Annotated in this window: 18 protein-coding genes and 2 pseudogenes; 12 read left to right on the top strand and 8 right to left on the bottom strand. The window is 65.2% G+C overall.

All coding sequences use genetic code 11. The features are described 5' to 3' along the window. Positions 1–46: 46 nt before the first annotated feature. Positions 47–490: a hypothetical protein gene (locus tag ACFU5V_RS31560; RefSeq protein WP_378703826.1), complete on the top strand. Its 444-nt coding sequence runs from the start codon at positions 47–49 to the stop codon at positions 488–490. 404 nt (positions 491–894) lie between these two features. Here ACFU5V_RS31560 and ACFU5V_RS31555 read toward each other — a convergent pair whose 3' ends face one another. Together ACFU5V_RS31555 and ACFU5V_RS31550 are read right to left on the bottom strand one after the other, a co-directional pair. Next, positions 895–1485, bottom strand: coding sequence for a histone-like nucleoid-structuring protein Lsr2 (locus tag ACFU5V_RS31555; RefSeq protein ID WP_378703825.1), 591 nt, complete (start codon positions 1483–1485; stop codon positions 895–897). A 232-nt stretch (positions 1486–1717) separates the two neighbouring features. Further along, positions 1718–2431 (bottom strand): HNH endonuclease family protein, encoded by a 714-nt coding sequence (locus ACFU5V_RS31550; protein WP_378703824.1) that lies wholly within the window; start codon positions 2429–2431, stop codon positions 1718–1720. A gap of 1035 nt (positions 2432–3466) precedes the next feature. On the opposite strand from ACFU5V_RS31550, the gene ACFU5V_RS31545 reads away from it, so the two are divergent. Both ACFU5V_RS31545 and ACFU5V_RS31540 read left to right on the top strand, forming a co-directional pair. Further along, entirely contained in the window at positions 3467–4969 is a 1503-nt protein-coding gene (locus ACFU5V_RS31545) for a GntP family permease (protein WP_378703822.1), read from the top strand. A 193-nt stretch (positions 4970–5162) separates the two neighbouring features. After that, complete coding sequence (locus ACFU5V_RS31540; RefSeq protein WP_378703820.1) at positions 5163–6269, top strand: isocitrate/isopropylmalate dehydrogenase family protein; 1107 nt, start codon at positions 5163–5165, stop codon at positions 6267–6269. Between the two features lie 322 nt (positions 6270–6591). On the opposite strand, the gene ACFU5V_RS31535 is transcribed toward ACFU5V_RS31540, so the two are convergent. After that, positions 6592–7308 (bottom strand): GntR family transcriptional regulator, encoded by a 717-nt coding sequence (locus tag ACFU5V_RS31535; RefSeq protein ID WP_378703818.1) that lies wholly within the window; start codon positions 7306–7308, stop codon positions 6592–6594. A 675-nt stretch (positions 7309–7983) separates the two neighbouring features. Between ACFU5V_RS31535 and ACFU5V_RS31530 the strand changes: the two genes are divergently transcribed. Next, complete coding sequence (locus ACFU5V_RS31530; protein ID WP_378703816.1) at positions 7984–8865, top strand: 3-keto-5-aminohexanoate cleavage protein; 882 nt, start codon at positions 7984–7986, stop codon at positions 8863–8865. Between the two features lie 476 nt (positions 8866–9341). On the opposite strand, the gene ACFU5V_RS31525 is transcribed toward ACFU5V_RS31530, so the two are convergent. Further along, entirely contained in the window at positions 9342–10655 is a 1314-nt protein-coding gene (locus ACFU5V_RS31525) for an alpha/beta fold hydrolase (RefSeq protein ID WP_378703815.1), read from the bottom strand. Positions 10656–10846: 191 nt separating this feature from the next. Next, positions 10847–10972 carry a hypothetical protein gene (locus tag ACFU5V_RS31520; RefSeq protein ID WP_378703814.1) on the bottom strand — a complete coding sequence of 42 codons (126 nt, stop codon included), beginning with the start codon at positions 10970–10972 and terminating at the stop codon, positions 10847–10849. A gap of 189 nt (positions 10973–11161) precedes the next feature. On the opposite strand from ACFU5V_RS31520, the gene ACFU5V_RS31515 reads away from it, so the two are divergent. Then, positions 11162–11407, top strand: coding sequence for a hypothetical protein (locus ACFU5V_RS31515; RefSeq protein ID WP_378703813.1), 246 nt, complete (start codon positions 11162–11164; stop codon positions 11405–11407). Positions 11408–12782: 1375 nt separating this feature from the next. Here the strand turns inward: ACFU5V_RS31515 and ACFU5V_RS31510 are convergent. Together ACFU5V_RS31510 and ACFU5V_RS31505 are read right to left on the bottom strand one after the other, a co-directional pair. Then, complete coding sequence (locus ACFU5V_RS31510) at positions 12783–14195, bottom strand: peptide MFS transporter (protein ID WP_378703811.1); 1413 nt, start codon at positions 14193–14195, stop codon at positions 12783–12785. A 133-nt stretch (positions 14196–14328) separates the two neighbouring features. Then, positions 14329–15942, bottom strand: a complete 1614-nt coding sequence (locus tag ACFU5V_RS31505) for a purine-cytosine permease family protein (protein ID WP_378703809.1) — start codon at positions 15940–15942, stop codon at positions 14329–14331. Positions 15943–16389: 447 nt separating this feature from the next. Here ACFU5V_RS31505 and ACFU5V_RS31500 point away from each other — a divergent pair, with 447 nt between their 5' ends. The 7 genes and pseudogenes from ACFU5V_RS31500 (at position 16390) to ACFU5V_RS31470 (ending at position 21891) form a co-directional block, all read left to right on the top strand. After that, a complete protein-coding gene (locus tag ACFU5V_RS31500; RefSeq protein WP_378703807.1) occupies positions 16390–16884 on the top strand; it encodes a RidA family protein in 495 nt (164 codons plus the stop codon). An 84-nt stretch (positions 16885–16968) separates the two neighbouring features. Continuing rightward, positions 16969–17700, top strand: a complete 732-nt coding sequence (locus ACFU5V_RS31495; RefSeq protein ID WP_378703805.1) for a FadR/GntR family transcriptional regulator — start codon at positions 16969–16971, stop codon at positions 17698–17700. Positions 17701–17718: 18 nt separating this feature from the next. Next, on the top strand, positions 17719–19338 hold the full coding sequence (locus ACFU5V_RS31490) for a gamma-glutamyltransferase family protein (protein WP_378703803.1): 1620 nt from the start codon (positions 17719–17721) through the stop codon (positions 19336–19338). Then, positions 19338–20072: a YoaK family protein gene (locus tag ACFU5V_RS31485; protein WP_378704017.1), complete on the top strand. Its 735-nt coding sequence runs from the start codon at positions 19338–19340 to the stop codon at positions 20070–20072. Before ACFU5V_RS31490 ends, ACFU5V_RS31485 begins: the two co-directional genes overlap by 1 nt. A gap of 163 nt (positions 20073–20235) precedes the next feature. Beyond that, positions 20236–20500: pseudogene (locus tag ACFU5V_RS31480) on the top strand (NAD(P)(+) transhydrogenase (Re/Si-specific) subunit beta); the annotation flags it as partial. A gap of 450 nt (positions 20501–20950) precedes the next feature. Continuing rightward, positions 20951–21106: a hypothetical protein gene (locus tag ACFU5V_RS31475; protein ID WP_378703802.1), complete on the top strand. Its 156-nt coding sequence runs from the start codon at positions 20951–20953 to the stop codon at positions 21104–21106. A 154-nt stretch (positions 21107–21260) separates the two neighbouring features. Continuing rightward, a pseudogene (locus ACFU5V_RS31470) lies at positions 21261–21891 on the top strand (hypothetical protein). Between the two features lie 40 nt (positions 21892–21931). Here ACFU5V_RS31470 and ACFU5V_RS31465 read toward each other — a convergent pair. Continuing rightward, on the bottom strand, positions 21932–22645 hold the full coding sequence (locus tag ACFU5V_RS31465) for an HNH endonuclease family protein (RefSeq protein ID WP_378703800.1): 714 nt from the start codon (positions 22643–22645) through the stop codon (positions 21932–21934). Between the last annotated feature and the right edge of the window lie 901 nt (positions 22646–23546).

The raw sequence follows: 23546 nt of genomic DNA, 5'->3' as shown, positions 1-23546 counted from the left end.
GGGGAGGGCGGACATGGCGCAGGGGGATGACCCGCGCATGAGGGTCATGAGCAGTGTGATCTGGAGGTGGAGCAGATTCGACGGTCTCGCCAACCATCACCTGGAGCAGATTCTGCAACGGGGAGGCTTCCTCGACGGTGACATCACCGACCCGAAAGCCGTCAACCGGGCGGTACGCGTCGCCGTCGAAAACCCTGCCACTGTCGCAGAACTCGACGACTGGACGCAACGTGCCGCCACACGGTGCACCGGCGCACCCACCTCGGACCTTCGGTTGGAAGACTCGATCGGCTACCTCACTGCACGCCTCGACGCCGTCCCGTTGACCCCCGAGATGATCGATGAGTGCTTGCGCAAGGTCGCGGCCGTGGATGATCAGATCGTGGGGGCCAAGGACCTACCCGAGCTGGCGCACCCGGACGCCACGACGACCGCGCTGCTGTGGAGATACGTCGAGGCCCGAGGCAGGGTCCTCGCCGCCTCACTCTGACTCGGCCGCGGCGGCGGGCTGACCCGGGGGCCTTGGGACCATGGACATGTCCAGGTGTCCGGAGACAGTGCTGGTGTCCGGGAGCGGGCCGCGCAGTTCGGGATTGGAGATGAGCCGATCGGCGGCGGTGCCAGATCGTGCTTGGCGGATTCTCCCGCCCAGTGCCACTTCCCGACCTCGACACCAAGTTCCCAGGGCGTCACCCCGGCGTCGGGGCGCACCTGCCGTTCATCATGGTCGGGCGCACGAACGGATGCGGTGGACACCGTCTGTGCCCGCGGACAGTGGTGGGCAGGACCCGGCGGCATCAGGAGTAGGACAGGAGGCAGCGCCGAACTCGGGTTCGGGTCGAGTCTCGCAGGTGACGCGGCTGTGCGTGGACGGCCTGGCCACCGCTCCGGTTGTCAGTGGGCGTCGACGAAAGCGTGCTCGATGTCCGCGGGGATGCGTCCGCGGGAGGAGATCTCGTACCCGTGCTGAACAGCCCACTGCCGGATTTCCTTGGCGGTGCTTGTGCTCCGGTTTCGTCGAGGTCGGTGTCTCGGCCGTTGTTCCCGCACGGGCTGCTCGGTCGCGGGGCTCTCGTCGGCCTCGTCCGTCTCCTTGACCGGCTCCCCTTTTCCCTTACCCGCTCGGTTTCCGTCTGTGCGGCCCTGTTCGTTCTCTGCGGGCCCCTCCCCCTCACGGTCCTTGGTCTCGCCCTCGTCCGGCTCGACGAGGTGCAACCGGCGGATATCGCCGGACCTGCCCAGTGCGCCGGCTCCAGTGCCCGCGTGCCCTGCCGGGCTCTCACCGCCGGAGTGGAGCCGGCTGGTCAGCGAATCGATTTGCGAGGTGACCGCAGTGATCGCCGCGGCTTTCGCGGAGGTCATCAGCTCTCCCCGAACGGTCTCGCAGAGCTTGGCGACCTCCGGGGAACTGGTGAGCGTCGCGGTCCCTCGCCCCAGCAGGTAGCCCGCCCCGAGGGCCACTACCACCTGGCCGCTGGTTTTCATCGTCGTCACCCCGCAACTTGCCGAGCTGTCGTCCGCGTACCTCGGCCGGCGGGCGGGAAGGGTGTGTGTTGGAGCCGTGCCCGGCGCGGGGTGCGTATACGGGTGCTTACCCGGGGCCGGGACGCCTAATCATCGGTACGCAACGTCCGTGGACGGTGGGTCGAACGGATGGCGTCCCCCGATCGCGTATGGCGGTGCACGTCCACGCCGATCTCGGCTGGCACAGCGGTGCTCAGCAGGAGTGCAGGACCTGGCTCATCGCGTCCTTCTCCGCCTGGGTCACCCACAATCGGTAGAGGGCTTTGACGTCGATCTGCCGGGAGATGTAGGTGCACCGGTAGGTCTTGTTCGGCGGCAACCAGGATGCGGCGTCGGAATCGGACTTCTTCGCATTCGTGGGGCCGTCGACGGCCTGCAGGTTGCGGGGGTCGTTGGCCAGGTCGCGGCGTTGCTGCGGGCTGAGCTGCTGGGCGCCCTTCTGCCACGCGTCCGACAACGCGACGACGTGATCGATCTGGACGGCGGTGGAGGTGTCCTGCCCGCGGACGAACGCGATGGTGGTGCCGGTGCAGGTGTCGTGCAGGGTGCCGGTCGCCACCACACAGTCCCGAGTGCTGGTCTTGTAGGTCAGGACCACCAGGTCGCGGCGGAGGATGTCGTTGCGGGTGTCGCAGCCGTTGTGTCCGCCCTCGACACCGTTGTCGTCGGACCAGGACGGGCCGAACTGCTCCCGGGTGTAGCCGGTCTTCGGCGCCCGGCCCTTCACCGCGAGGGTCTCGAGCTTCGACAACGCCGGTCCCGGATCGAAGGCCGGTTCCGGGGCGGCCGGTGCTCCCCCGAGTGCCCCGGTGCCCGGGTCCGCGTCGGCGATGGCCGAGCACCCCGACAGACCGAGGACGGTGACCGCACTCAACGCGAGGAGGGCGGTCCGGGGGCGTGGGCGCATGCGACTGTTCTCCTGTTACCTGTGTGACTGATGGTGCGCACAGTATGGCGATCACCTCCGACAACCGGCGTCCCGGGGATGGACTGAAAGCGATGCCGGGAGGATTCGTCGACCGCTGGACGGCCACACGGGACGCCGCCGTGCAGTAGGCAGATGTCAGGCACCAAATACAGACATGAATTTTTTGCCTAGCCGGTAACGTACCTCATGCAAACTAGACCGGTCTATATTCACCGGTGCTGGCCTTTCGTGGCGCCGGTAGCCGGTGCGGGTTTTGTTGGCGGTTTTCCGGTTGAACCCGGCATCATGCGGCGCGGCGTCACCTGTCCGGTCCAAGTTGGCACTTCGGCAGCCGAATACAGGGTGCGTGCGGCCATCCAGTGCCTTCCTGCAGGGTGTCGAGCTCTACGGAAATGTCATCTTCATCCGGACTGATTACCGCGGCCGTGTCTTGTCGACATACCGCGATTTCACTCATTCCCGATCAACCCGGAACAGACGGCCAGGTCCGGTGGCGTTGCGCAGATCGGCAAGAGCACCCCGACTGCGGTCAGAGCCTCGAGGGCGACCCCCTCCCGCCGGTGTCCAACCCGCCCCCCTAACGATGCATTCCAGTCTGGCATGCGTACTTGCATACCACCGATGAACGGTTTAGTGTCTCGTATCACAGCGGTTCAACATGTGGCGCGAGAGTCACCATCCGCCTAGTGCTGAACGCGAGAGCTCACCTGGAGGAAACCCGTGCAACCGGCACTTCCGGCTTCGGCCTCGGAATGGGTGTCACACCGGACGAAGCGGTTCCCCAAGCACGACGAGTCATCGAGTCGTTCGACGACGTCGAGCGACCTGGGATCCGCTGCGATCCCTGTCGACGGCGAGATGACCAGTTGCCCGAACGCGGAGCCTTTGCCCCGGACCGCTAATCCGGGGCAAAGGCTCCGCGCCAGCTACGAGCGGCTGATCACCAGTCGCTCGGTGGTCGACAACAGCCGCCGGCCGCGTGCCGACGACCTTTGTCGATAACCAGGAGGAATGATGCAGAACGGATTCATTGTCATAAACACGGTGGTCGCCGTACTAGGCGCCATCGCTCTCATCGTGGGCGCGCGGTTGAGCCCGATCGTCGGCCTGCTCATCGCGGCCCTGTATCTTGGCCTGACCTCCGGGCTCGGCGTGACAGGCACGATCAGCGCGATCACCAGTGGATTCGGCGAAATTCTCGCCGAAATCGGACTCCTGATCGCGTTCGGTGTTCTGACGGGCGCGCTCCTCAACCACGTGGGTGCGATTGAGCGACTGGTGGCGATGCTGCAGCGAATATGCAGCCCACGGGCGATGCCCTACAGCACTGCGCTCTTCACCGGGACCATCATGCAGAGCATCTTCATCGACGTCATGGTGGTCATCACGGCGCCGATGGTCCGACAGGTTGCGCCCAAGATCGGGGCAAAGGGACTGCCGCGGATGGTCTCAGCGTTGGCAATCGGAAGCGTGACCGGCCTGGTGCTCGTAGTGCCCGGAGCCGCAAGTGTCGCAATCGCCGGCGTGCTGCATGTCTCGCTCGGGAAAATGATCCTCGTCGGTCTGGCGGTTGCCGTTCCGACGATCCTGATCGCGACCTGGATCATGAACCTTCTGTTCCTGCGTCTGGGATGGTGGGACCCCGCGAAAGACGAGATTCCGGCAGACGAGGACCCAATGCAATACGAGGTTGCGCCGAACGCGACCGTTGCCGTCGGCGTCGGCGGGGGCTCATCCCCGGAACCGCCACAGCAGTCAGCCGAAGGTCGTGCCGTCAATGCCGCCGGCGGCGGGACTGGAACCAATGGTTCTTCGCAGCCGTACGTTGCCGGTGACACCACACGAACCGCGCCGGTGAACCCGCGCGTCCGCGAACTGCATCTAGCCGTCCTCTTCGCCCCCCTCCTTACAGGACTGCTGCTGATCAGTGCCGGTGGAATCGCGGAGATCGCCGGCATCGAGCAGCCAGTACTCGAATTTCTGGCCAACCCGATTGTCGCGTTGTTCATCAGTCTGATCGGCACGATCGCCCTGACCCGATACTCGCTGGGACATCACGAACTCGAAGAAGCGATGACCGAGGGATTCCGGAACAGCGGTCAGATCCTGATCCTGACCGGAGCCGCCGGCGCGCTGGCAAGCACCATCACACAGGTAGGACTCGGAGAAGTTCTTGGAGGCTTTCTCTCGGCCAGCCACGCACTGCCACTGCTGACGGTGTGGTTCATGGCCGCCGTTATTCATGTCCTCATCGGCACGGTGACCATCTCCGCGATCATGGCGGTCGGTGTGATCGCACCAGTCGCGGCCATGATGGGAATCGATCCCGTCCTCATTGCCCTTGCGGCCGGCAGCGGATCCATTTTCGCAGTCCACCTCACGAGCAATACCTTCTGGCAGTTCCAGACGTTGTTCGGACAAACCGTGCGAGGAACGCTGAAGACCTACACGGTCGCGATCTCCATCGCGTCGGTGGTGTCCCTCGTGCTGCTCATTCCTATCTCGTACATCCTCTGACGAACACGACTGCCCGAGAACACCTCTCGGAAATGCAGTAGCCGCACAGGACGTCTCGCCAACCCCCCGAGTACCCCCTTCCACGCCTGAAACGACCCCTGCCGAATCTCAGCTACTTGCATGCAACATCGCGTACCACTGTTAATTGTTCTAGTATGCAAACTAGTATGCATAAACTATCGAAAGGAATCTCATGCCTGAGCACCCCGCCTACCGGATCGCCCTGCTGCCCGGCGACGGCATCGGCCCTGAAGTCACCGAAGCCACCCGCGTGGTCATGGACGAGGTGAATGCCCAGCTGAACATCGCGATGACCTACCACCACTACGACGTGGGCGCCGAGGTCTACCGATCGACTGGCGAGTCCATCTCCGAGCACACCATGCACGCCATCGGAGAGGCCGATGCTGTGTTGCTCGGTGCTGCCGGTTTGCCTGATGTCCGCACTTCCGAGGGCACGGAGGCAACACCGCAGATCGACATCCGCGAACGCTACGGACTTTTCGCCAGTCTGCGACCGGCAATCCTGTTTGCCGGGGTGCCCACCAAGATCAAGGCCGAGCAGGTCAACATGCTCGTCATCCGGGAAACCACCGAAGGACTGTTCGCCGGCCGACACGACGCCGCCGAAGCCAGCGATACCGAGGCCAGCGACAGACTGACGATCACCCGAGCCACCAGCGAGCGTCTGTTCAAAGTTGCCTTCGAGCAGGCTCGCCAACGACGCGCGACCCAGCACACCCCCGGACGCGTCACCCTTCTCGACAAGTCCAACGTCCTGCGCTCGAACGCCTTCATGCGGAAGGTGTTCGACGACATCGCCGCCCAGTATCCGGACATCGAATCAGAGCGTCTCTACATCGACGCCGGATCGATCATGCTGGTGACCCAGCCTGAACGATTCGACGTCGTGGTCACCGAGAATGTCTTCGGTGACATCGCATCGGAGATCGCAGCCGGCGTTGTCGGCGGACTTGGTGTCGCACCATCGGGCGACATCAGCGAAACCCACGGTGTCTTCCAACCGTGCCATGGATCCGCCCCCGACATCGCAGGAACCGACAGCGCCAACCCAGTGGCGACCATCCTGTCGGCCGCCATGCTCTACGACTGGCTGGCGGACAAGAGCGGCGATCAGCGATGCCGCGACGCCGCGACCGCAGTCCGGACAGCCGTGGCTACCGTGCTTCACGACGGACCCACGACCAAGGATCTCGGTGGTACAGCCAGCACGACCACAGTGGTGGAAGCCATTGTGGGCGCACTGCGGCAGTTGGAGTACGGCCCGGCCCTGGTGTGAGACTCCGGCGATGATTCGCATGGTGTTGAGGTCACGTCGCTTCTCGAGGCAGATCGCTGCCCATGCACATCCCTCGGCCGCTTGATTCCGCATTCCAACGCGGGTTACCCGACGCTCGCCAGCACAGGTTGGTGGCCGTATCTCGTCGCACTTCGGAAGTAGTCATCTCAAACCCGGCACTGTCTCGCATCCCGCGCCGCAGTGCCGGGTTTGGCCCGAATCCGACGAGCGAAGTCGCATCCGCTCCGGTGTCGTGTCCCGGCAACCGGCACGACTTCTCAACGGGAGGCTGTCGAAACAGACAGCGTGAACTACAAGTAGCTCACTTCCCGAGCCGCACGAAGCTCGCCGTTGGAACCGGGTTGAGCGCCTCGAGGATCGGCACCAAGGTGTCGATGCCCCGCTTACGGTGATTTTCCAGCTCGGACCGAGCGTTTACCGGATCCCGTTTTCCGATAAACGAGGCGATGTTTGCGTGATCGATATTGGACTGAGTCGGCACCGGACGAAAGCGCACGGTCAATAGCCGGGCACGGTGGGCATGTTCTTCCAGCATGGCTCCCACGCGGATCAGACGACTGTTGCCGCTCGACTCGATGAGAAGCCGGTGAAATGCGTTGTCGGCCTCGGCCCACATCATCAGGTCATGCTGTTCGAGCGCTTGCTCGCATTTCGCGTTCGCGGCTGCGAGTTCCGCGTCGATCGGGTCCTCGGGAGAGCGACCGGCCAGTGACGCGACAGCGATACCTTCCAAGCCGATGAGGACCTCATAGATCTCGCGCATCGCCCCGGCTTCTAGCGGAGCGATGGTCAGTCCGCGGCGTGAGGAGACCTCGAGCCATTCTTCGTCCTGGAGCCGGACGACCGCCTGGTGCACCGGCGTGCGGCTCACCCCGAGCCGTTTGGCCAGTTCAGGCTCCGAGACCTTGCTGCCAGGCGCCAGCGCTCCGGTGATGATGGCGGCTTTGATCTGCTCGTAGGCGCCGTCCGCGTGCCCGACACTAGGCGTCGCGCTGCCGATCTGTTGGCCGGTGGCCATGAGAGTCGTCCTCCCCTGTAGGAACCCAATCTGAATACATACTGCCATACCAGCTGGCATCTCGCCGGTCACCGGCCCTCCGGCCGCCATCGTGCACAGCGCAAGGCAGACGGTGCCATAGGTCCCGCACATGCACTGCCGGAACCGTCACTGCAGCGGGCATTCGCGAAATACGGACGGCCAGTTCAGCACACAGGCGAATTCAGCCGAAGGATGGGAACCGGACACCTACTGCGCCGGCACGTCGCCGCGCCTCAGTCCGCCCACTGCCGGTCGCCTCGGCGATGACCCGGCATTCCCATCACCTTCATCCCACAATCTTGCATACCTTGCAGGATGCAACATGGAATGGCACAATATTCGGAGTCATGCAACGGGTCGTCAACTGCCCGCGCGCCCCAGAAGCACTGACGATCCAACTTCGCCGAGCAAGGAGTACGGCGAGGAGACACTCGACGCCCCGGCCCGGGGCAGGCGATCGGGGAACGACGCCCGCGAACGCCGAGCAGGACAGATCGGCCCCTCACGAAAGCCCTTTTGCCGCAAATTTTTCGGGAAGCAAACAGCCAGTCCGACATGAGTAGCGACAGCCAGCAGGTCGAGGGCAATCGGCGGGTCCAACCGCATCTACGAATCACACAACACTCTGCGACTTACGACGGAAGGATCACTCCGATGAAGGTTACGAAGCCGCTGATCATCGAAGCTCGGCTGAACGAAAAGACGATGCGATCGGGCAACGACGCGTTGCCGTACACCCCGGAGGAGGTCATAGCCGACGCGCAAGCGGTCTATGAAGCCGGCGCCTCAATGGTGCACTGGCACGCCCGCGATGCCATGGGTGTCGAACATCCCAACAGCGTAGAGATGAATGCCGAAATCATCCGCGGCATCAAAGCGAGCACCCCACTGTTGCTTCACCCGACGATGGGTTTCATCGGCACTCAGAACAATGCGAGCGCACGCGTGGCTCAAATGGATGCACTGCAAGCCTCCCAGGACACGCGGGTGGACGTGGTACCGGTCGATATGGGTGCCTTCATCGCTGATCGATGGGACGCCGAGCGACGCGTCTTCAAGACCGCCGATGTCGTGATGACCAACAAGGTCGACTACCTGCACGACTTGCTGACAAGCCTGCAACAGACCAAGACCATGATCATGTCGGTTGTGTGGGGAGCAGGCGCCGTTCGGACGGCGCTGGCATTTCAAGAGGCAGGATTGATCGGGGACCGAACATTCTGGGAGCTCGGCTTCACCGGAGAAACGATGCCGGGTGGTCCGCCGGCGACTGCATCCAATCTCGAGTCCTACCTGGAGCTGATACCCAGCGTCGACGAATGGACCGTACTCGTCATGGGGGGCGACGCGATGGAGATCGCCGCACAGGCCATCATGCGCGGAGGCCACGTCAGTATCGGTCTTGGGGACCATCACTACGACCGGTTCGGCAAGCCCACCAACGCTGACCTCATCGCCAAAGTCGCAGACATGGCGCGCATCATCGGCCGTCCAATCGCAGACACCGAGCAGGCCCGAAAAATGCTGGCGCTGTAAGGTTCTGCATTCAACTCGACATCAACTGGTGGGCAGCCGTTTGTCATCACCACCAGCGCTTGCTGGGAGTAGGCGGACGGTTCGCCTCGCCTGCCGCGAGAGATCGCGTCGTCAGCCCTCATAAAGCCGCCTTCACAACACCCAAAGGACACCAGGCGCCGCGTTGCGGACAGGGGCGGCGCCAACACTGCCTCGAAGAACCGCTCTACCGCAGTCATTTCCGGCCGAGGGCAAGCCGATCCAGAGGTGAGACCCGAAGGAAGTACCCACGTGCCATTCTTGTTTTTCGTTATCTCCCGCTGCCTGCAAAGCCTTCGACCGCAACCTTTACGGGGATCGTTCGCCAAAATCATCACACGGGTTGCAGAGGCTAGAGCAACAGCTCGATGGATAGAATCGACACCAACTGACATCGGATAGCGACATGGCACAGCGGACGGCTCCGGGTGCGCGCGGTCTGTTCGTTCCCGGCGATTTCAGGCCGTGCGGTCGGTGTTCGCGGCGGTTGATCGGCGCCGATGCCGTTCCGGGATGCTCGGTCGCGGCGATCGCCGCGGGACCCGCCGGCGGCTTCCGGGCACAGTGGCGAGGTGCTCGCGGATCAGGCGGAGGGTGGTCGCGGGCAGTTCGAACTGGGGGACGTGTCCGCAGTTCGGCAGGATCGCCGTTGTGGCGGTGGGGACGGTGTCGGTGACGTGGCGGGCGAAGGCGGCGGGCACGAGGCTGTCGGCGTCGCCCCAGAGGAATAATGTCGGCGGTTGTAGGGCCGCGATCCGATCCCAGAGTCCGGTCGCCCCGAAGGGTTCGTCGAGGTAGAGCCCCAACAGTGCGGATCCCAGCGCCCGCCGCCGGGCTGCATGCCGCAGCGACAACTCCCATTCGTCGGCGGCCGCCTGGTACCAGTGCCGCGGCACCGACTCCGGATCCGCGAACAGGGCTCGCAGACCGGCGCGGGCGGCGGTGTGCAGCAGTGCGGGCGGCACGACGATCGGTAGCCGGGCCAGATCCACCGGAAAGACTCGGGCGAGTGCGGCCAGCCTACGGCGGCGGCGGAAGGCCATCGCCGGACACAACAGCACCAATCCGGACACCGCATCCGGATCCCGCAGCGCGAGTTCCAGGCCGACGCGTCCGCCGAGCGAATGGCCGATCACCGCACCGCCGCGGGCATCGACGGCGTCGAGGAACGCGCGTAGCCACCGATGCAGCATCTCGGGGGTGTACTGCCAGCTAGGGGTTGCGGAGGAGCCGAAACCGGGCATGTCGGGGCACAGCACCCGGTGATCGGGTGCGAGGGCGGCCAGGACGGGCAGCATCGAGGTGTTATTGGCGCCGAGGCCGTGCAGCAGAACGACCGGCGGGTTGTCGGGGTCGCCGGCTTCGAGGTATCCGGTGTGCACACCGTAGGCGGAGGTTTCGCGGGCGCGGGCCCGAGTGGGCAGCGCGGCGTCTGGTGCGAGGGTGCCGCCGATCGTCAGGACAGTGGTCATGCTGCCGCGTACCTGGAGGGAGCCGGCCAGGAACGCGTCGGCGACGCTGGCTCGGCCGGTGAGCAGATCGCACAGGGTATTTGCATCGGTGCGGACGATGCAGGTCGGGTGCGGGACCGCCCCGCGGATGTGGGTGACGGCGCCTTCGTCGACACGGACCGTCCATGTCCCGTGGTCGGCGATATCGAGGACCATCGTGACGCGCCGGTGGCCGAGCACGCTGCGGGTGACATCGCGTGGCAGGTACTGGGTCAGACAGATTTCCGGATCACGGCTCTGGGTTGATCGCAATGTCGTCATGACCGCTCCTTCGCGCTCCGATGCCTCGCTGATCCGGTCGGATCGGTGGAGATGCACTCCCTCGTGAGGAGTGCATTCGGGGCGTTCTCTCGCCTTGTCTGTAGTTTCAACATCGAATCTGCCCGAAGGAATTCCTGGCTGGTCAATGTTTGCGCGGCGCCGGACCTACGACGGCCGGCATTCTGCCGTGGTCAGACCCGGTAGATCGGGACCTCGCACTCGATGAACAGGTCGACCCGGCTCGGACGGAAGGCATGGTGGTGGGGCACGATCAGTCCGAGTAGCGCTCCGAACCTCGAGGTGGTCTGCCGTGTCATCGCTCGGCACGCTCGCCGGGGTAACTGATCCGGGCATGGGTTTCCCGATCGCCGAGTGCGTCTCTCGCCTGTATTGGAGCTTGCGCCTCCTGCGGTTCACGATCGGGGGTGACAGCGATACAACCAGCGCCGCTGACGGGTCCGGTGCGGAGCCGTACAGTCGCGGACAACCACAGAGGAGGCGATGACATGGGGACAGAGTTCGACGGCCGTGAAGCCCGGACCGACCCAGACCAGGAACATTCGCACCCCGCACACGAGAGCTCAACCAACGAGACGATCGCACCGACCGAACGCGACCGTGAACTGTCCGAACTGGTGGACGACCTCGAAGAACGCGTCGCCGCTGAACACGAAGCGCAGGATGTGCCCGGCAACGCAGCCGAGCGGGCCGACACGACGCCTACCGACACCGGCGATGACGCCCCGGACTGATCCCTCGGCGCGGCACGGATCGAGCAGCCGGTTCCCGGTGGACACAGTCCACCCACTGGTAGTGGACCTCGGCGGCGTCGGCGGGTTTCGCCGACAAGGGCGCCAGCGTTCGGCGCACCACAGATGAAGGAGGTCGCCGGCCACACCGTCGCGTAGTCGAACGGTTCCGCAGTGGCATCGCTGCAGGCGAATGGACAGGTCTGGTTGGGCGACTTTGCGGATTCCCCCGCACCCTTGCGTCGTGCTCGCTCGCATCCGATACGTGCGTGCGTGCAGCACGCGGGTCCGGCCGGTCTCGGTTCATAGTCCGCAACTGGACCGAATGATGTACTGCGTCAGTCAGTCCCACAATTAGGTCTTGCGAGTAATCCGTTCCGTAATCAAAGATGAGGTGCCCGACGCCGACCTCCTGCCACTGCTCCGCACCACCGCAATTCCGCTGGCCACCTTCGGTGCGACGATCGCCGCCCTGACCGGAAGCCACCCTCACCGGCGCCGACAAGGATTCCAACGAGCTCGTGGCAGCGATAGCGCCGTAGCGCTGATCTCCACTATCGGCGTAATGACCAGAGACCACGAAGGCGACCTCCCCCACCGGCTGGGTGCCGGAGCTGCTTCTCATGCGAGCGGCGTGGCTCATCGAGAACACCGTCGACCTCGTGCACCAGCGGCTGCCCGCTACCACTGGAAGTCGCCGGGAACGTCCTGCCAAATACGCTGGCAGACAGAAATTCTTGTTCGGCCGATAATCTACCTTATGTAAACCTGGCCGCTCGGAGCCCTCCCCGCACTATCCGCCTGCGAACGGTGCTGTCCGGTCCGGGTTTTGTTGGCAGCTTTCCGGTTGAACCTGGCATCGTGCGGCACGGCGTCACCGGTCCGGTTCAAGGTGGCAATTCGGCGGCCGAATACCTGGTGCGTGCGGCCATCCAGTGCCTCCCTGCAGTGTGTCGAGCTCTACGGAAATGCCATCTTCATCCGGACTGGATATCGCGGCCGTGTCCGAGAATTGTTGGCATATCGCGAGGTCACTCATGCCAACTCAACCCGGAACGGACAGGTGCGAGCACCTCCACTGTCCGCTGACAGGACAGTTGGCATTATTGACAAGGTATGCGGCACAATACGGTTTGGCGCTTAGTCAGGCAATTTGACATTCGGCACGCCTTGCGAAACTGGGGCACGTGCGTTTGAAACGCTGCCGCGAACAGGTCCGGCGTGCTGGCAACTTTGCCGTCGAATCTGACCGACAACGTCTCGATTCCCGTCAACGCAGGGGGCATTCCCCCAATTCGCGTATGCCACCTCCACTGACAGCGGACAAACAGGGACCACCCGTCGGCCCGCCAACCAGGTACCCAGGGAAGGAAGTCGGTCAGTGTGCTCGTGCCATCAGGGTTCGATAGCTGCCGTAGAGGACGCCGGCGGCGAGGACCGCAAGGAGGGCGGTTCCTCCGAAGAAGGTGAATTCGTGTGCCGGATTGTATGTTTGGGCGAGCAGGCCAGCGAGGGTCGATCCGCCGGCCATGGTGAGGAAGTACAGTGCCGTCATTTCCGCCTTGTGTGCCTGAGGGGCCAGTTGGGCGGTGGCTGACAGTACCGAGGGGACGACGGCGATTTCACCGGCGGCGAACAGGACCATTACGGCGAGAGCGATGATCACCGAGTTCGTCGGTCCGCCGGTGCCGGCCATAGCGGCGAAGATTGCCATCGCGGCGGCCAGCAGAGCGATCCCCGCGACCACCTTCGTGCCGGGGCTGGGTTGCCGGTCACCGAGTTTGGTCCAGATGAGTGCGTAGAGCGGTGCGAGCACGGTCGCGAACAGGCCTTCAAGGGTGATGATCAAGGCGGCGGGCATCGTCACCGAGCCCACGGTCAGATCGACGCGCGTGTCCATGTATACCGCGAGGGTGGTGAACAGCTGAAACAGCAGGGTCCAGAAGAGCAGACTGCTCAGGAACATCGGGATGTAGGCGACGACCCGTTGCCGTTCTTTGCCCACGGTCTTGTGCGAGGTCAAGAGCATCGCAAAGTAGGCGAGGCTGGCGACGACGATGACGACGGTGAGGACGGCGCTGATGTTGTCCAGGTTGAGCACGCCGGTGAAGCCGGCGACCGCGATCGCGGCGATGGCCATGCCCGCCACCGCGGCGGTAGGCGCTCGCCGGGAGCGGGGCAGCGGGTTCGGCACCGTGCGCGTTGCGTCCGGCAGGTTCTTGTAGCCGGCAACGTACTGGGTCACACCGAGCAGCATCCCCACGGCCGCCGCCCCGAAGGCGATGTGGAAACCGGCCGAACTCTGCAGCACTCCGGTCAGCAGGGGACCGAGGAACGCACCCAGGGAAATACCCATGTAGTAGAGCGAATAGCCGGAATCACGCCGGGGGTCCTCGTCCGAGTAGAGCATGCCCACCATGGTGGTGACGTTGACCTTCAGCCCACCGGTACCGGCCACGATCAAGATCAACCCCACCGCCACCCCGGCGACCGCCGGCACCAGCGCCAGGACCAGGTGACCGAGCATGATCAACATCGCCGAGTACAGAACGACCGTACGAGCGGCGACCAGTCGATCAGCGATCCAGGCACCGACCATCTGCGAAACGTAGACGGCACCCCCGTAGGACCCGGCGACACCGACGGCCACACCGACATCGAGGCCGAGCCCACCGTCGGTGAGTGAGTAGTACAGGTAGTAGGCGAGGATGACCTGCAATCCGTAGAAGCTGAATCGTTCCCACAGTTCCGTGCCCGCCAGGGTGACCAGCCCGCGAGGGTGCGCGGTCAAGGTCGCTCGTGGCGCCATCGGGTCCCCCGGAGCAACTGGTGCCTGGACCGTTTCGTCCATTGTCATCGCTGATCTTCTTCCATCAATGTGCAGAGAACGCCCGACGAGTGCGTGCGCGGAGGCATTCGGGTGGTCACGGTGCGGCCGGAGCGGTGCTCGATGTGGCGGTGTGCTCGGCGAGGCAGGCCTTGCGGTAGGTGCGGCTCAGACCGGCGCAGGCAGTGCAGATCGCCGGGGACCCGGGCACACTCGGGTCGCGGTCCATTTCGATCGCGATGTAGCTGTGACCGCAGGCATGGCACTTGATCCGGGCTTCCCAGACGTCGGTGACCTCGTCGCGGGGGTCCGCTGCTCGACGGAGCAGGACGCTGCGTGTCTGCAGGCTGAAGGCTGCCGCGTAGGCGGCGCCGGCGAGGACGAACGTGATCGGTGTCGACCAGGTGGCGCCGATACTGCCGCTGTACTGGTACAGGACGATCCCGATGAGGGCGCTGGCGAACCAGATCCAGGCTCCGGCGCCGAAGTTGGCGAGCCGGCCGGGACGGAATTCGGGCATGTCGTGGCGGTCGCCGTGGCGGTTGCGTGCGATGTGGACGAGCAGGATGGCAACCCACGCGGCGATGAAGGCGCCCTGCCAGGCGAGCGCGACCAGCAGATAGCTGAGCACATCGGTGAGCATGAACAGGTAGGTGATGGCACCGCAGATCAGAACGGCGGCAACCCGGGGCAGGCGGGTGCGGAACAGCCGGGTCCACAGGGCCTCGAAGTTGGTGGAGGCCTCGTAGAAGTTGGCGGTGTTGATGCGGGCCTGGGTGACCCAGACCAGGAGCAGGCCCCAGCCGCCGAGCAGGGCGACCATGGTGTCGACGATGGCGGTGGACGACACCTCGCCGGACAGACCGGCGGCGTAGGCGATGAAGATGCCGATCAGCCCGTTGGCGAGGTAGACGAACAGGTAGAACACCGGCCCGAAGACGACGACCCCGTTGGCGCGGGCGTCCTGAGGTTTGCCGAACCGGGCGAAGTCCATCGTGAACATCATCAGCACGAGGACGCCGAGGTAGACGAAGAACGCGTAGAGCCAGCCCGGTGCGGCAAGGTCGAGTGAGGTGTTCGGGGCGTGGGCGAGCCATCCGGTGGTGTCGTTGCCGCGGGCGATGAGGACGACGACGAGGATCAGCCCGGCCCAGTAGATCGGCAACAGGGCGGCGTTGTATTTGTCCATCCAGCGGCGGATGCTGCCCATCACCAGGGGCAGGTTCATCGTGACCGCGATGGCGTACCAGATTCGGATGTCGAGGAACCCGAGGTAGGCGTGAAATGCGTGCGCGATCATCGAGCTTTCGAAGACCGCGTAATAGATCGAGGTCGCGGCCAGGATGAGGGGCGCGACGATGGAGCCGGAGGCGCCGAAGAGGCGTTGGGAGATCAGGGCGACGGTGAGCCCGGTCCGGGTGGCGTAGCGGGAAATGATCGACCCGAACAGGCCGAACACCGCGCAGGCGAGCACGATGCCGATCAGGGTGTTCGTGGTGCCGACGACGGCGGCGAGGGTGGCGGCGGTGACCAGGTAGAACATGCCGCTGACCAGTGAGTACCAGGACATCGACAGCGATTTCTTGCTGCTGCGCCAGGAGTGGGGAACGACGTGGGTGGTGTAGTCCTCGGTCGCGGCGTCCTTCACGACCTGCGGATCATCGGTGAAACTGACCTCGAGTGGCGTCAAATTGCGGCCTACAGCCAGCATTGCGATTCCTTCCAAGCAGCAACCGGGGTTCAGTGGCTGGACGGCACGGACCATGCACGTCTGGCACCCGGTGTTGAGATTCTGGGGGCTTGGTTGGAAGGAATCGTTCGGCGTTTCGATCCCTGAGAGGTGAACGCTAGGCCGAGTTTTCGGAACATGTCAAGGGTTCGTTCTTACATCCATCGAACGGTGATGCCCGTCGCCGGAAGGGTCGTGGCAGCCCCGAGCGCACCACGACAGCGCCACCTCCGGTGCCCGTCTCGACGCACCATCGGTCAGAGGCTCAATGGGTCCGGAACCTGCCTGATCTGCGCAGACGCCGCGCAGAGGCCAGGCGGGTTGACGTCGGGGATGTGACGTGGGACGCTTTTCACAACTTGGTTGGACCATCATACTAATGCCGTCGGCGCGGCGCCCATTCCACGGAAAGACGCAACAATGAGCACGATGACGAAGAACTACGAAGACCGGGCCCGAGAACTCGGGTTGGAGATTCCGAACTACGGCACCGGCGGGTACTACGGCGCCGACACGTACGGGAGCATGAAGCCGCACCACATCGTCGGCAACGTGTTGTATCTGAGCGGACACACCCCGGACACCACCGACGGCACCGTGCGCTACCCGGGCCGGCTGGGCGAGAACCTCACCGTGGCCGAGGGTTATCAGGCCGCGCGCCTGACCGCGTTGAACTGCCTGGGCGGCATCCGATTTGCGCTCGGCTCACTCGACCGGGTCAAGGGCATCATCCGCTCGTTGTGTTTCGTGACCTCCACCCCGGACTTCACCGAGGTGCACAAGGTGTCGTCCGGTGCGACGGATCTGTTCGTGGAGGTCTTCGGCCCCGAGGCCGGCCTGGGTGGGCGTGCCACCATCGGCGTGATGAGCCTGGCCGGTGGCAGCAGCTTCGAGAACTGGGTGACCGTCGAGATCGACGACTGACCCCGCGCGGCGGAGCGCCTCGACGGTATCGCGGCTGCCCGTATTGGTAGCTTGGTCGGACCATCACACTAGCGGGAGGCTGACGTGACGTCCTGGGAGAACCTCGCGATGCCGAGCGGCTCACTGTCGGAGCGGTTGAGCGAGCGGTTGATTCGCATGATCACCGACGGTGAGCTCGAACCCGGCGCGAAACTGCCGAACGAGCGGGAACTCGCCGAGAGCGTGGGGATCTCCCGGACCTCGGTGCGCGAAGCGTTACGGGATCTCGAGTTGCGGGGGTTGATCAGCCGCAAACCGGGCCGCGGCACCATCGTCGAGGCGCAAGTCAGACCGGAACTGCACGCCGGGATGCTCGGTGTGATGGACTCCTCGCACCGGGCGCTCCGCGAGGTGATGGACCTGCGGGCCGTGATCGAACCGCCTATCGCCGCCCGAGCGGCGGGGCGCGCCCTCGAAGGCGAACTGGTCACCCTGCTCCGCCCGGTCGAACTGGCCGAACGCGAACTGCGGCAACCGGAACCGTCGGTCGAGCTGCTGATCCGGCTGGACGTGGAATTCCATGTCATCATCGCCCAACTCACCCACAACCCCATGCTCTCGCGACTGATGGACATCACCAACGAATGGATGGCACCGTCGCGGCAGTCGGCACTACAGACCACCACCCGCATCGAACGATCCGTGGCCGCCCACCGGCGCATCTACGAGGCCATCCGCGCCCACGACGCCGCCGGTGCGGGCGCCGCGATGACCGGACACATCCAGGAGATCGTCGACAACATCGGCGTCGGCCGATGGACCTCCGACATCCCATAGCAGAAAGAAAAGAACTCGATGTCTGACCCCCTCGCCGCCGGTGCGGCCGCGACCCCCCACACCGACGCCACCGCCGCGGCGCACCAGGCGTTCGCCGACGGCGGCAACGCCATCGACGCGGCCCTCGCCGCCGCCGCCATGCTCACCGTCGTCTACCCCAACCAGTGCAGCATCGGCGGCGACGCCATCGCCATGGTCGGCACACCGGACGGTCATGTCGAGGTCGTCAACGGATCCGGCCGGTCGGCGAGGGAGCTGGACCCGGCGGACTATGTCGGCCCGGACGGATTCGTCCCCGTCACCGGCGCCAAGAGCGTCACCGTTCCCGGCGCGCTCAGCGCCTGGGAATCCCTCGCCGACCGGTGGGGCCGCCGCAGTCTCGGCGACGCCCTCCGCCCCGCCGCCGCAGCCGCGGCCACAGGAGTCGCCGTTGCCCCCGGAGTGCACCGCGACCTGGTCCGCGAACAAGCACTCCTCGCCCAGGACGACGGCGCCCGCCACGTCTTCTTCCCCGACGGCACCCTGCTGAGCGAGGGCCAGACCATGGATCTGCCGCGGCTGGCCGACACCCTGACCGCGATCGCCGACCGGGGCACCACGGAGTTCTACCGGGGCCCCGTCGGCGCCAGCGTCATCGACACCCTGCGCAGACTCGGTTCCGACCTCACCACCGACGACCTTCGCCAGCACCTGCCGTCGATCGAGCACCCCTGCGCCACATACTTCGCCGGCGCCGAGTATCTGAGCTCGGGCGGCAACAGCCAGGGCACCTTCTTCCTCCAGGGACTCTCGGCCCTCGACATCGTGGCCCGCCGGCTCGGCCGCATCCCCGACCCCATCGGGCAGGACGCCTCGATCGTGGCCCGGATCCTCACCCGGACCGCCGCCGACCGTGACCGCCTCCTCGGCGACCCCGACGATGCGGCCGTCCCGGTCGCCGAACTGCTCGGCGACGACGCCATCGAGGCGCTGGCCGAGTTCGGGCTCGGTGAACGCGCACCCGCGGCGGCCTCGCAGTCCCGGACCTACGCGCGCCGTTCCGGCGACACCGTCGCCATCGTCACCGCCGACACCGAGGGAAACTGGGTCTCGTTGATCCAGAGCGCATTCCACGCATTCGGCTCCTGCGTCCTGGACCCGGAAACGGGGATCCTGCTGCACAATCGGGGGGCGTCGTTCAGCCTCGAACCCGCGTCCGCGAACCAGCTCGGCCCGGGCCGCCGACCACCGCACACCCTGATGCCGGTGCTCGTGAGACACGACGGCAACCTGGTCGGGGCGCACGGCACGATGGGCGGGCGCGCCCAGCCGCAGGTCCACACCCACCTCGCGCTCAACCTGGCGCTCGGTATGACACCGGAAGCGGCCACCGCCCGTCCCCGCTGGATCGTCGGGCAGATGGAGGCCGGGGCGGCCGCACCCGACGAAGCATCGACGATCTCGCTCGAACGCGGCGTCCCCGCCCCCGCCGTGTTCGATCTCAGCGAGGCCGGCTTCCACCTGAAAATGCTTCAGACACTCGATGATTCTGTGGGACACCTGCAGGTGGTGCGACGTGACCCGGCGGACGACTCGTTCCGGGTCGGGTCCGATCCCCGCTCCGACGGCCTGACACGAGCAGAACAGGAACCGGCGTGATGCGGCGCCCGAACCTGGCACTGTGGACCATGACAGCGGTCTCCTTCGGCACCGGCGCCCTCGACGCCGCCACCTACCTCGGGATGGACGGCGTCTTCGGAGCCAACATGACCGGCAACGTCATCCTCATCGCACTGTCGATCGCCGGAGAAGGCGTGCACTCATTCATCGGCCCGGCGATGGCCCTCGGCGGCTTCGTCACCGGTTCCTGGCTGCTGGGCCTGCTCGCCCGCCGGCACCCGAAGTCTGCGGCTCCCGACCGCCTGGTCGCGCCGGTATTCGGACTCTGTGCCGCCGGCATGGCCATCGTTACCGGACTCCTGGTCGGCACCCCGATCGCCGGCACGCTGCTGCACTCGGCGACCTTCGCGATCGGATTGCTGATGGGATTCCAGGCCATCGCCGCCCGCAGGGTCGGCGTCACCGACATCTCCACCGTGGTCATCACCTCCACTCTCTCACTACTGTTCAGTGAGGCCGGGAAATTCTGGGGCGGAGCGTCCAGCGAAGCCACCCGGCGGCGCCTGGCGGCCGTGACCTCCATGCTGCTCGGCGCACTCGCCGGCGCACTGCTACTCAAGATCAGCCTGACCGCCGCACTCATCCTGCCCACCACCATCCTGACGATCGTCGCGGCGATCTACACCGCACAGTTCGTCACCGACCGCCGACGATCCCGCACCCAACACCCCCAGACGGTGGCCCTCGTCCACAGCGGCTCGTCCACCGGCTGATCCAGAAGCGGTCGGTCGGGCGCGAATAGCAGGCGTCGAATACGCAGGCTTACCAGTATTCGGCCCGGTAGCCCCTCTGCCACCACGGAGTAAGCCAGAACGGACCATCATGACGTGGTCGTCTCACGAGGATGTACCGGTCCTGTCGAGCCGCGCCGCCGAGACGGACGACGTGCTCGTCATCCGGGGCCAACGACACCGTGAACCCAGCCGCCGCCGAAGACCCGTCCAGCCCGATCGCCGGCATGCCGGTGCTTCGTGTCTGGGAGTCCACCGACGTCGTCGTGTTCAAGCGATCCATGGCCACCGGTTACGCGGGCCTGCAGAATCCCCTGTTCTCCCGGGACAACACCCAGATGCTCGTCGGTGACGCGAAGGACCGGGTTCAGGACATCCTCGCAGCCCTGAAAAGTCACGCCCTCACATAGCCGCGTGCCGGTGTGGCGTTGTAGCGCTACAGCGCCACAGCACCGCAGTCTCGCCTGGCGATAGCATCGAATCTCTTTCTTGTAGAGACACTTCGCGTGCTGGGAGTTGTCCCCGATGATCGATCACCTGACCCCTGTCGCCCGCGGCGGCTACGAGGATGAGTCGAACCGGGCCAGTACGTCGATGTTGCGCAACTCCGCCAGTTGCTTCGCCGTGAGTGGGCTGGCCCCATTCACCGGCAGGTGATTGCAGGACGTGGAATGGGCTGACCGGATAGTTCGTCGAATACCTCGCACACGCTCGGACCTGAGCACCGACAACTATTTCGCTCGATGGTTCCGCGTCACTGTCGAGGTCCGCGCCGAGCTTCGCTGACCACCCGGAATCGGGTGTCGGTTGTGGAATGCTCGACCCGTGGTGATCGAGGTGCTGAAAAGGAGGAGGGCAGGGTGAGCGATCGAACCACGGGAGATCTCGAGCGTGAACTCCGCCTGCTCGCCGCCGTCCGCGCCTACCTGCGAGATGCGGAAGGTCCGGATCTGCGCATTCCGACCACCACTGTGGACCGGGTTCTCGACGAACTCCACCAGACTCGAACCGAATAGACCCGGCCACGCCGCACACTGCTCTCGGTAGGGATCGGCCCGTGCACAGCTCGCGCACTCGGCCCACGATCTGACGATCAAACGACAGAGCAACCATGTCGGACCCGCCCCCTATCCTCCCCGGTAACAGCACGAACGGCGGAGGGAAGAAGCGATGACCACCGTCACCGGCAATCCTCCGCCGCTGCCGGGGATGCCCTCCCCCACTCCCACACCTGGACTCGAACAGCTGGCTCTGATCGGTGCACCGCAGCCGATCCGCGTCCCCGAGAAGCTGTGGCGCTCGTGGCTCGCCGACCCCGGCATCCTCGCCCGATTCGAAGCCAAACGCTACCGACGATCCGAAAACCTATGCGCCCCATGCATGGCTTGGCGGGGTGTCATCGACAGGTCATGGGTCCTTCCGGGCGGCCAGCCTGCCCGGTCCGTCCCGCCGCGGCACGGTTCCCGCGCACCTGTTCGCGTACCAACTCGAATACGGGATCATTCCGCGGCTGGGGTGGTCCGGCGCCGACGATGCGGTGCTGTGCCATCAGTGTGACTTCGCCGGTTGCGTCAACCCGCACCACCTGCTCCTGGGCACCAATCGCTCCAATCGCAGCGAGTACGACCTGCGGCGCCGCAACCTTGCCAGCCCGCTTTCGGATGTCCGCGGTGCGGCCGGGCGCACCCGCGCCATCGCGGCGGCCGTCCGCGTCGGTCTGGCCAACCGGGAGATCCCGGAACGCATCGAATCCCGGATCCGGGCCGCCGAGGCCGCCGGGTCCCCACTGACACTGTGGTGACGACCGAGTGCAGTGCCCGGATCCGGACAGCGTGTAATGCTCAGCAGAAGTGCAGGACCTGGCTCATCGCGTCCTTCTCCGCCTGGGTCACCCACAGCCGGTAGAGGGCTTTGACGTCGATCTGCCGGGAGATGTAGGTGCATCGGTAGGTCTTGTTCGGCGGCAACCAGGATGCGGCGTCGGAATCGGACTTCTTCGAGTTGGTGGGTCCGTCGACGGCCTGCAGGTTGCGGGGGTCGTTGGCCAGGTCGCGGCGTTGCTCCGGGCTGAGTTGCTGGGCACCCTTCTGCCACGCGTCCGACAGGGCGACCACGTGGTCGATCTGGACCGCGGTGGAGGTGTCCTGCCCGCGGACGAACGCGATGGTGGTGCCGGTGTAGGTGTCGTGCAGGGTGCCGGTCGCGACCACACAGTCGCGGGTGCTGGTCTTGTAGGTCAGGTCCACCAGGTCGCGGCGCAGGATGTCGTTGCGGGTGTCGCACCCGTTGTGGCCGCCCTCGACACCGTTGTCGTCGGACCAGGACGGCCCGAACTGCTCCCGGGTGTATCCGGTCTTCGGGGCGCGGCCCTTGACCGCGAGGGTGTCGAGCTTCGCCAGCGCCGGTCCCGGATCGAAGACCGGTGCCGGGGCGGCCGGCGCGCCGCCGAGTGAACCGGTGCCCGGGTCCGCGTCGGCGATCGCCGAGCACCCGGTCAGGCCGAACACGGTGACCGCACCCAACGCGAGCAGGGCGGCCCGAGGGCGATGGCGCATGCGACTGTTCTCCTGTTACCTGTGTGACTGATGGTGCACACAAGTATTGCCTGCGCCTCCGACAACCGTCGCAGCGGGACGGACTGAAAGCGACGTGGGGAGGATTCGTCGACCGCTGGTCGGCACACGGGACGCCGCCCGCGCAGTACGCAGATGTCAGGCACCAAATACGCTGAAAGACAGGAATTCTTGCCTAGCCGATAACGGAGATTATGTCAACTATTCGGCTCGGTGGCCCCTCGGCCCCCTCGGCGTAAGCCGGAACGGACCATCGCGCCTGTCCGTTGTCGACTGACAGCGGACAGGCGCTGCGCTCCCCCTTCATGGTCCTACATGCGCTGCGCTCGTGCAGGTTCCCCCCGCATTTGGAGCCAGCGCCTTGCAATGGCGACTGGCCAGTCGCCGAAAGCTTCATTGAAACCAAGTGGTCCTACTCTTCGGCCAGCTGTAGGACAACAAACAATAGTGCGACTTTCCCCATCAAGAGGTGGGCGCCAAGGGCGCCCGCTTGCGCGCGAGACCGTGCGAGGATAGCGGGAAAGAGCGCCTCCACCACATACAATCACACTCCGAGCCCCGGACTGCCGCCAGGGGACGCATGGGTGAGCGGGAGGTCGAATGCGCGCACCCTCGGGGCGCAGCCATTGACAATTCATCGATGCAACTTCCGCGAACCTCTTAATAATTTGCGAGATGTATGACAACCTATGGTTAGATACATCACACCCTGGCGGTTGCAGAGTCGCTGACGCTGAAGGAGAAGCATGCTAGAGACGCAAATCTCACCCCAGTCAGTCGTGGACCCTTTCAAGAGACGGTTCATGATCCGGCTGTTCGTCGTGCTGGCCGGTGGCACGTTCCTGGACGGCTACATCCTGGGAATCCTCGGGCCGGTGACGGA

The organism is Rhodococcus sp. NPDC057529 (genome assembly GCF_042802055.1).
GTDB lineage: Bacteria > Actinomycetota > Actinomycetes > Mycobacteriales > Mycobacteriaceae > Rhodococcus_F.
The sequence above is the reverse complement of the archived record's forward strand: the minus strand, read 5'-3'. Positions and strand labels throughout refer to the sequence as shown.

Coding starts and splice junctions, on each gene's coding strand:
- ACFU5V_RS31560 (WP_378703826.1), top strand. CDS start 47: ATGAGCAGTGTGATCTGGAGGTGGAGCAGATTCGACGGTCTCGCCAAC.
- ACFU5V_RS31555 (WP_378703825.1), bottom strand. CDS start 1,485: ATGAAAACCAGCGGCCAGGTGGTAGTGGCCCTCGGGGCGGGCTACCTG.
- ACFU5V_RS31550 (WP_378703824.1), bottom strand. CDS start 2,431: ATGCGCCCACGCCCCCGGACCGCCCTCCTCGCGTTGAGTGCGGTCACC.
- ACFU5V_RS31545 (WP_378703822.1), top strand. CDS start 3,467: ATGCAGAACGGATTCATTGTCATAAACACGGTGGTCGCCGTACTAGGC.
- ACFU5V_RS31540 (WP_378703820.1), top strand. CDS start 5,163: ATGCCTGAGCACCCCGCCTACCGGATCGCCCTGCTGCCCGGCGACGGC.
- ACFU5V_RS31535 (WP_378703818.1), bottom strand. CDS start 7,308: ATGGCCACCGGCCAACAGATCGGCAGCGCGACGCCTAGTGTCGGGCAC.
- ACFU5V_RS31530 (WP_378703816.1), top strand. CDS start 7,984: ATGAAGGTTACGAAGCCGCTGATCATCGAAGCTCGGCTGAACGAAAAG.
- ACFU5V_RS31525 (WP_378703815.1), bottom strand. CDS start 10,655: ATGACGACATTGCGATCAACCCAGAGCCGTGATCCGGAAATCTGTCTG.
- ACFU5V_RS31520 (WP_378703814.1), bottom strand. CDS start 10,972: ATGACACGGCAGACCACCTCGAGGTTCGGAGCGCTACTCGGACTGATC.
- ACFU5V_RS31515 (WP_378703813.1), top strand. CDS start 11,162: ATGGGGACAGAGTTCGACGGCCGTGAAGCCCGGACCGACCCAGACCAG.
- ACFU5V_RS31505 (WP_378703809.1), bottom strand. CDS start 15,942: ATGCTGGCTGTAGGCCGCAATTTGACGCCACTCGAGGTCAGTTTCACC.
- ACFU5V_RS31500 (WP_378703807.1), top strand. CDS start 16,390: ATGACGAAGAACTACGAAGACCGGGCCCGAGAACTCGGGTTGGAGATT.
- ACFU5V_RS31490 (WP_378703803.1), top strand. CDS start 17,719: ATGTCTGACCCCCTCGCCGCCGGTGCGGCCGCGACCCCCCACACCGAC.
- ACFU5V_RS31485 (WP_378704017.1), top strand. CDS start 19,338: ATGCGGCGCCCGAACCTGGCACTGTGGACCATGACAGCGGTCTCCTTC.
- ACFU5V_RS31465 (WP_378703800.1), bottom strand. CDS start 22,645: ATGCGCCATCGCCCTCGGGCCGCCCTGCTCGCGTTGGGTGCGGTCACC.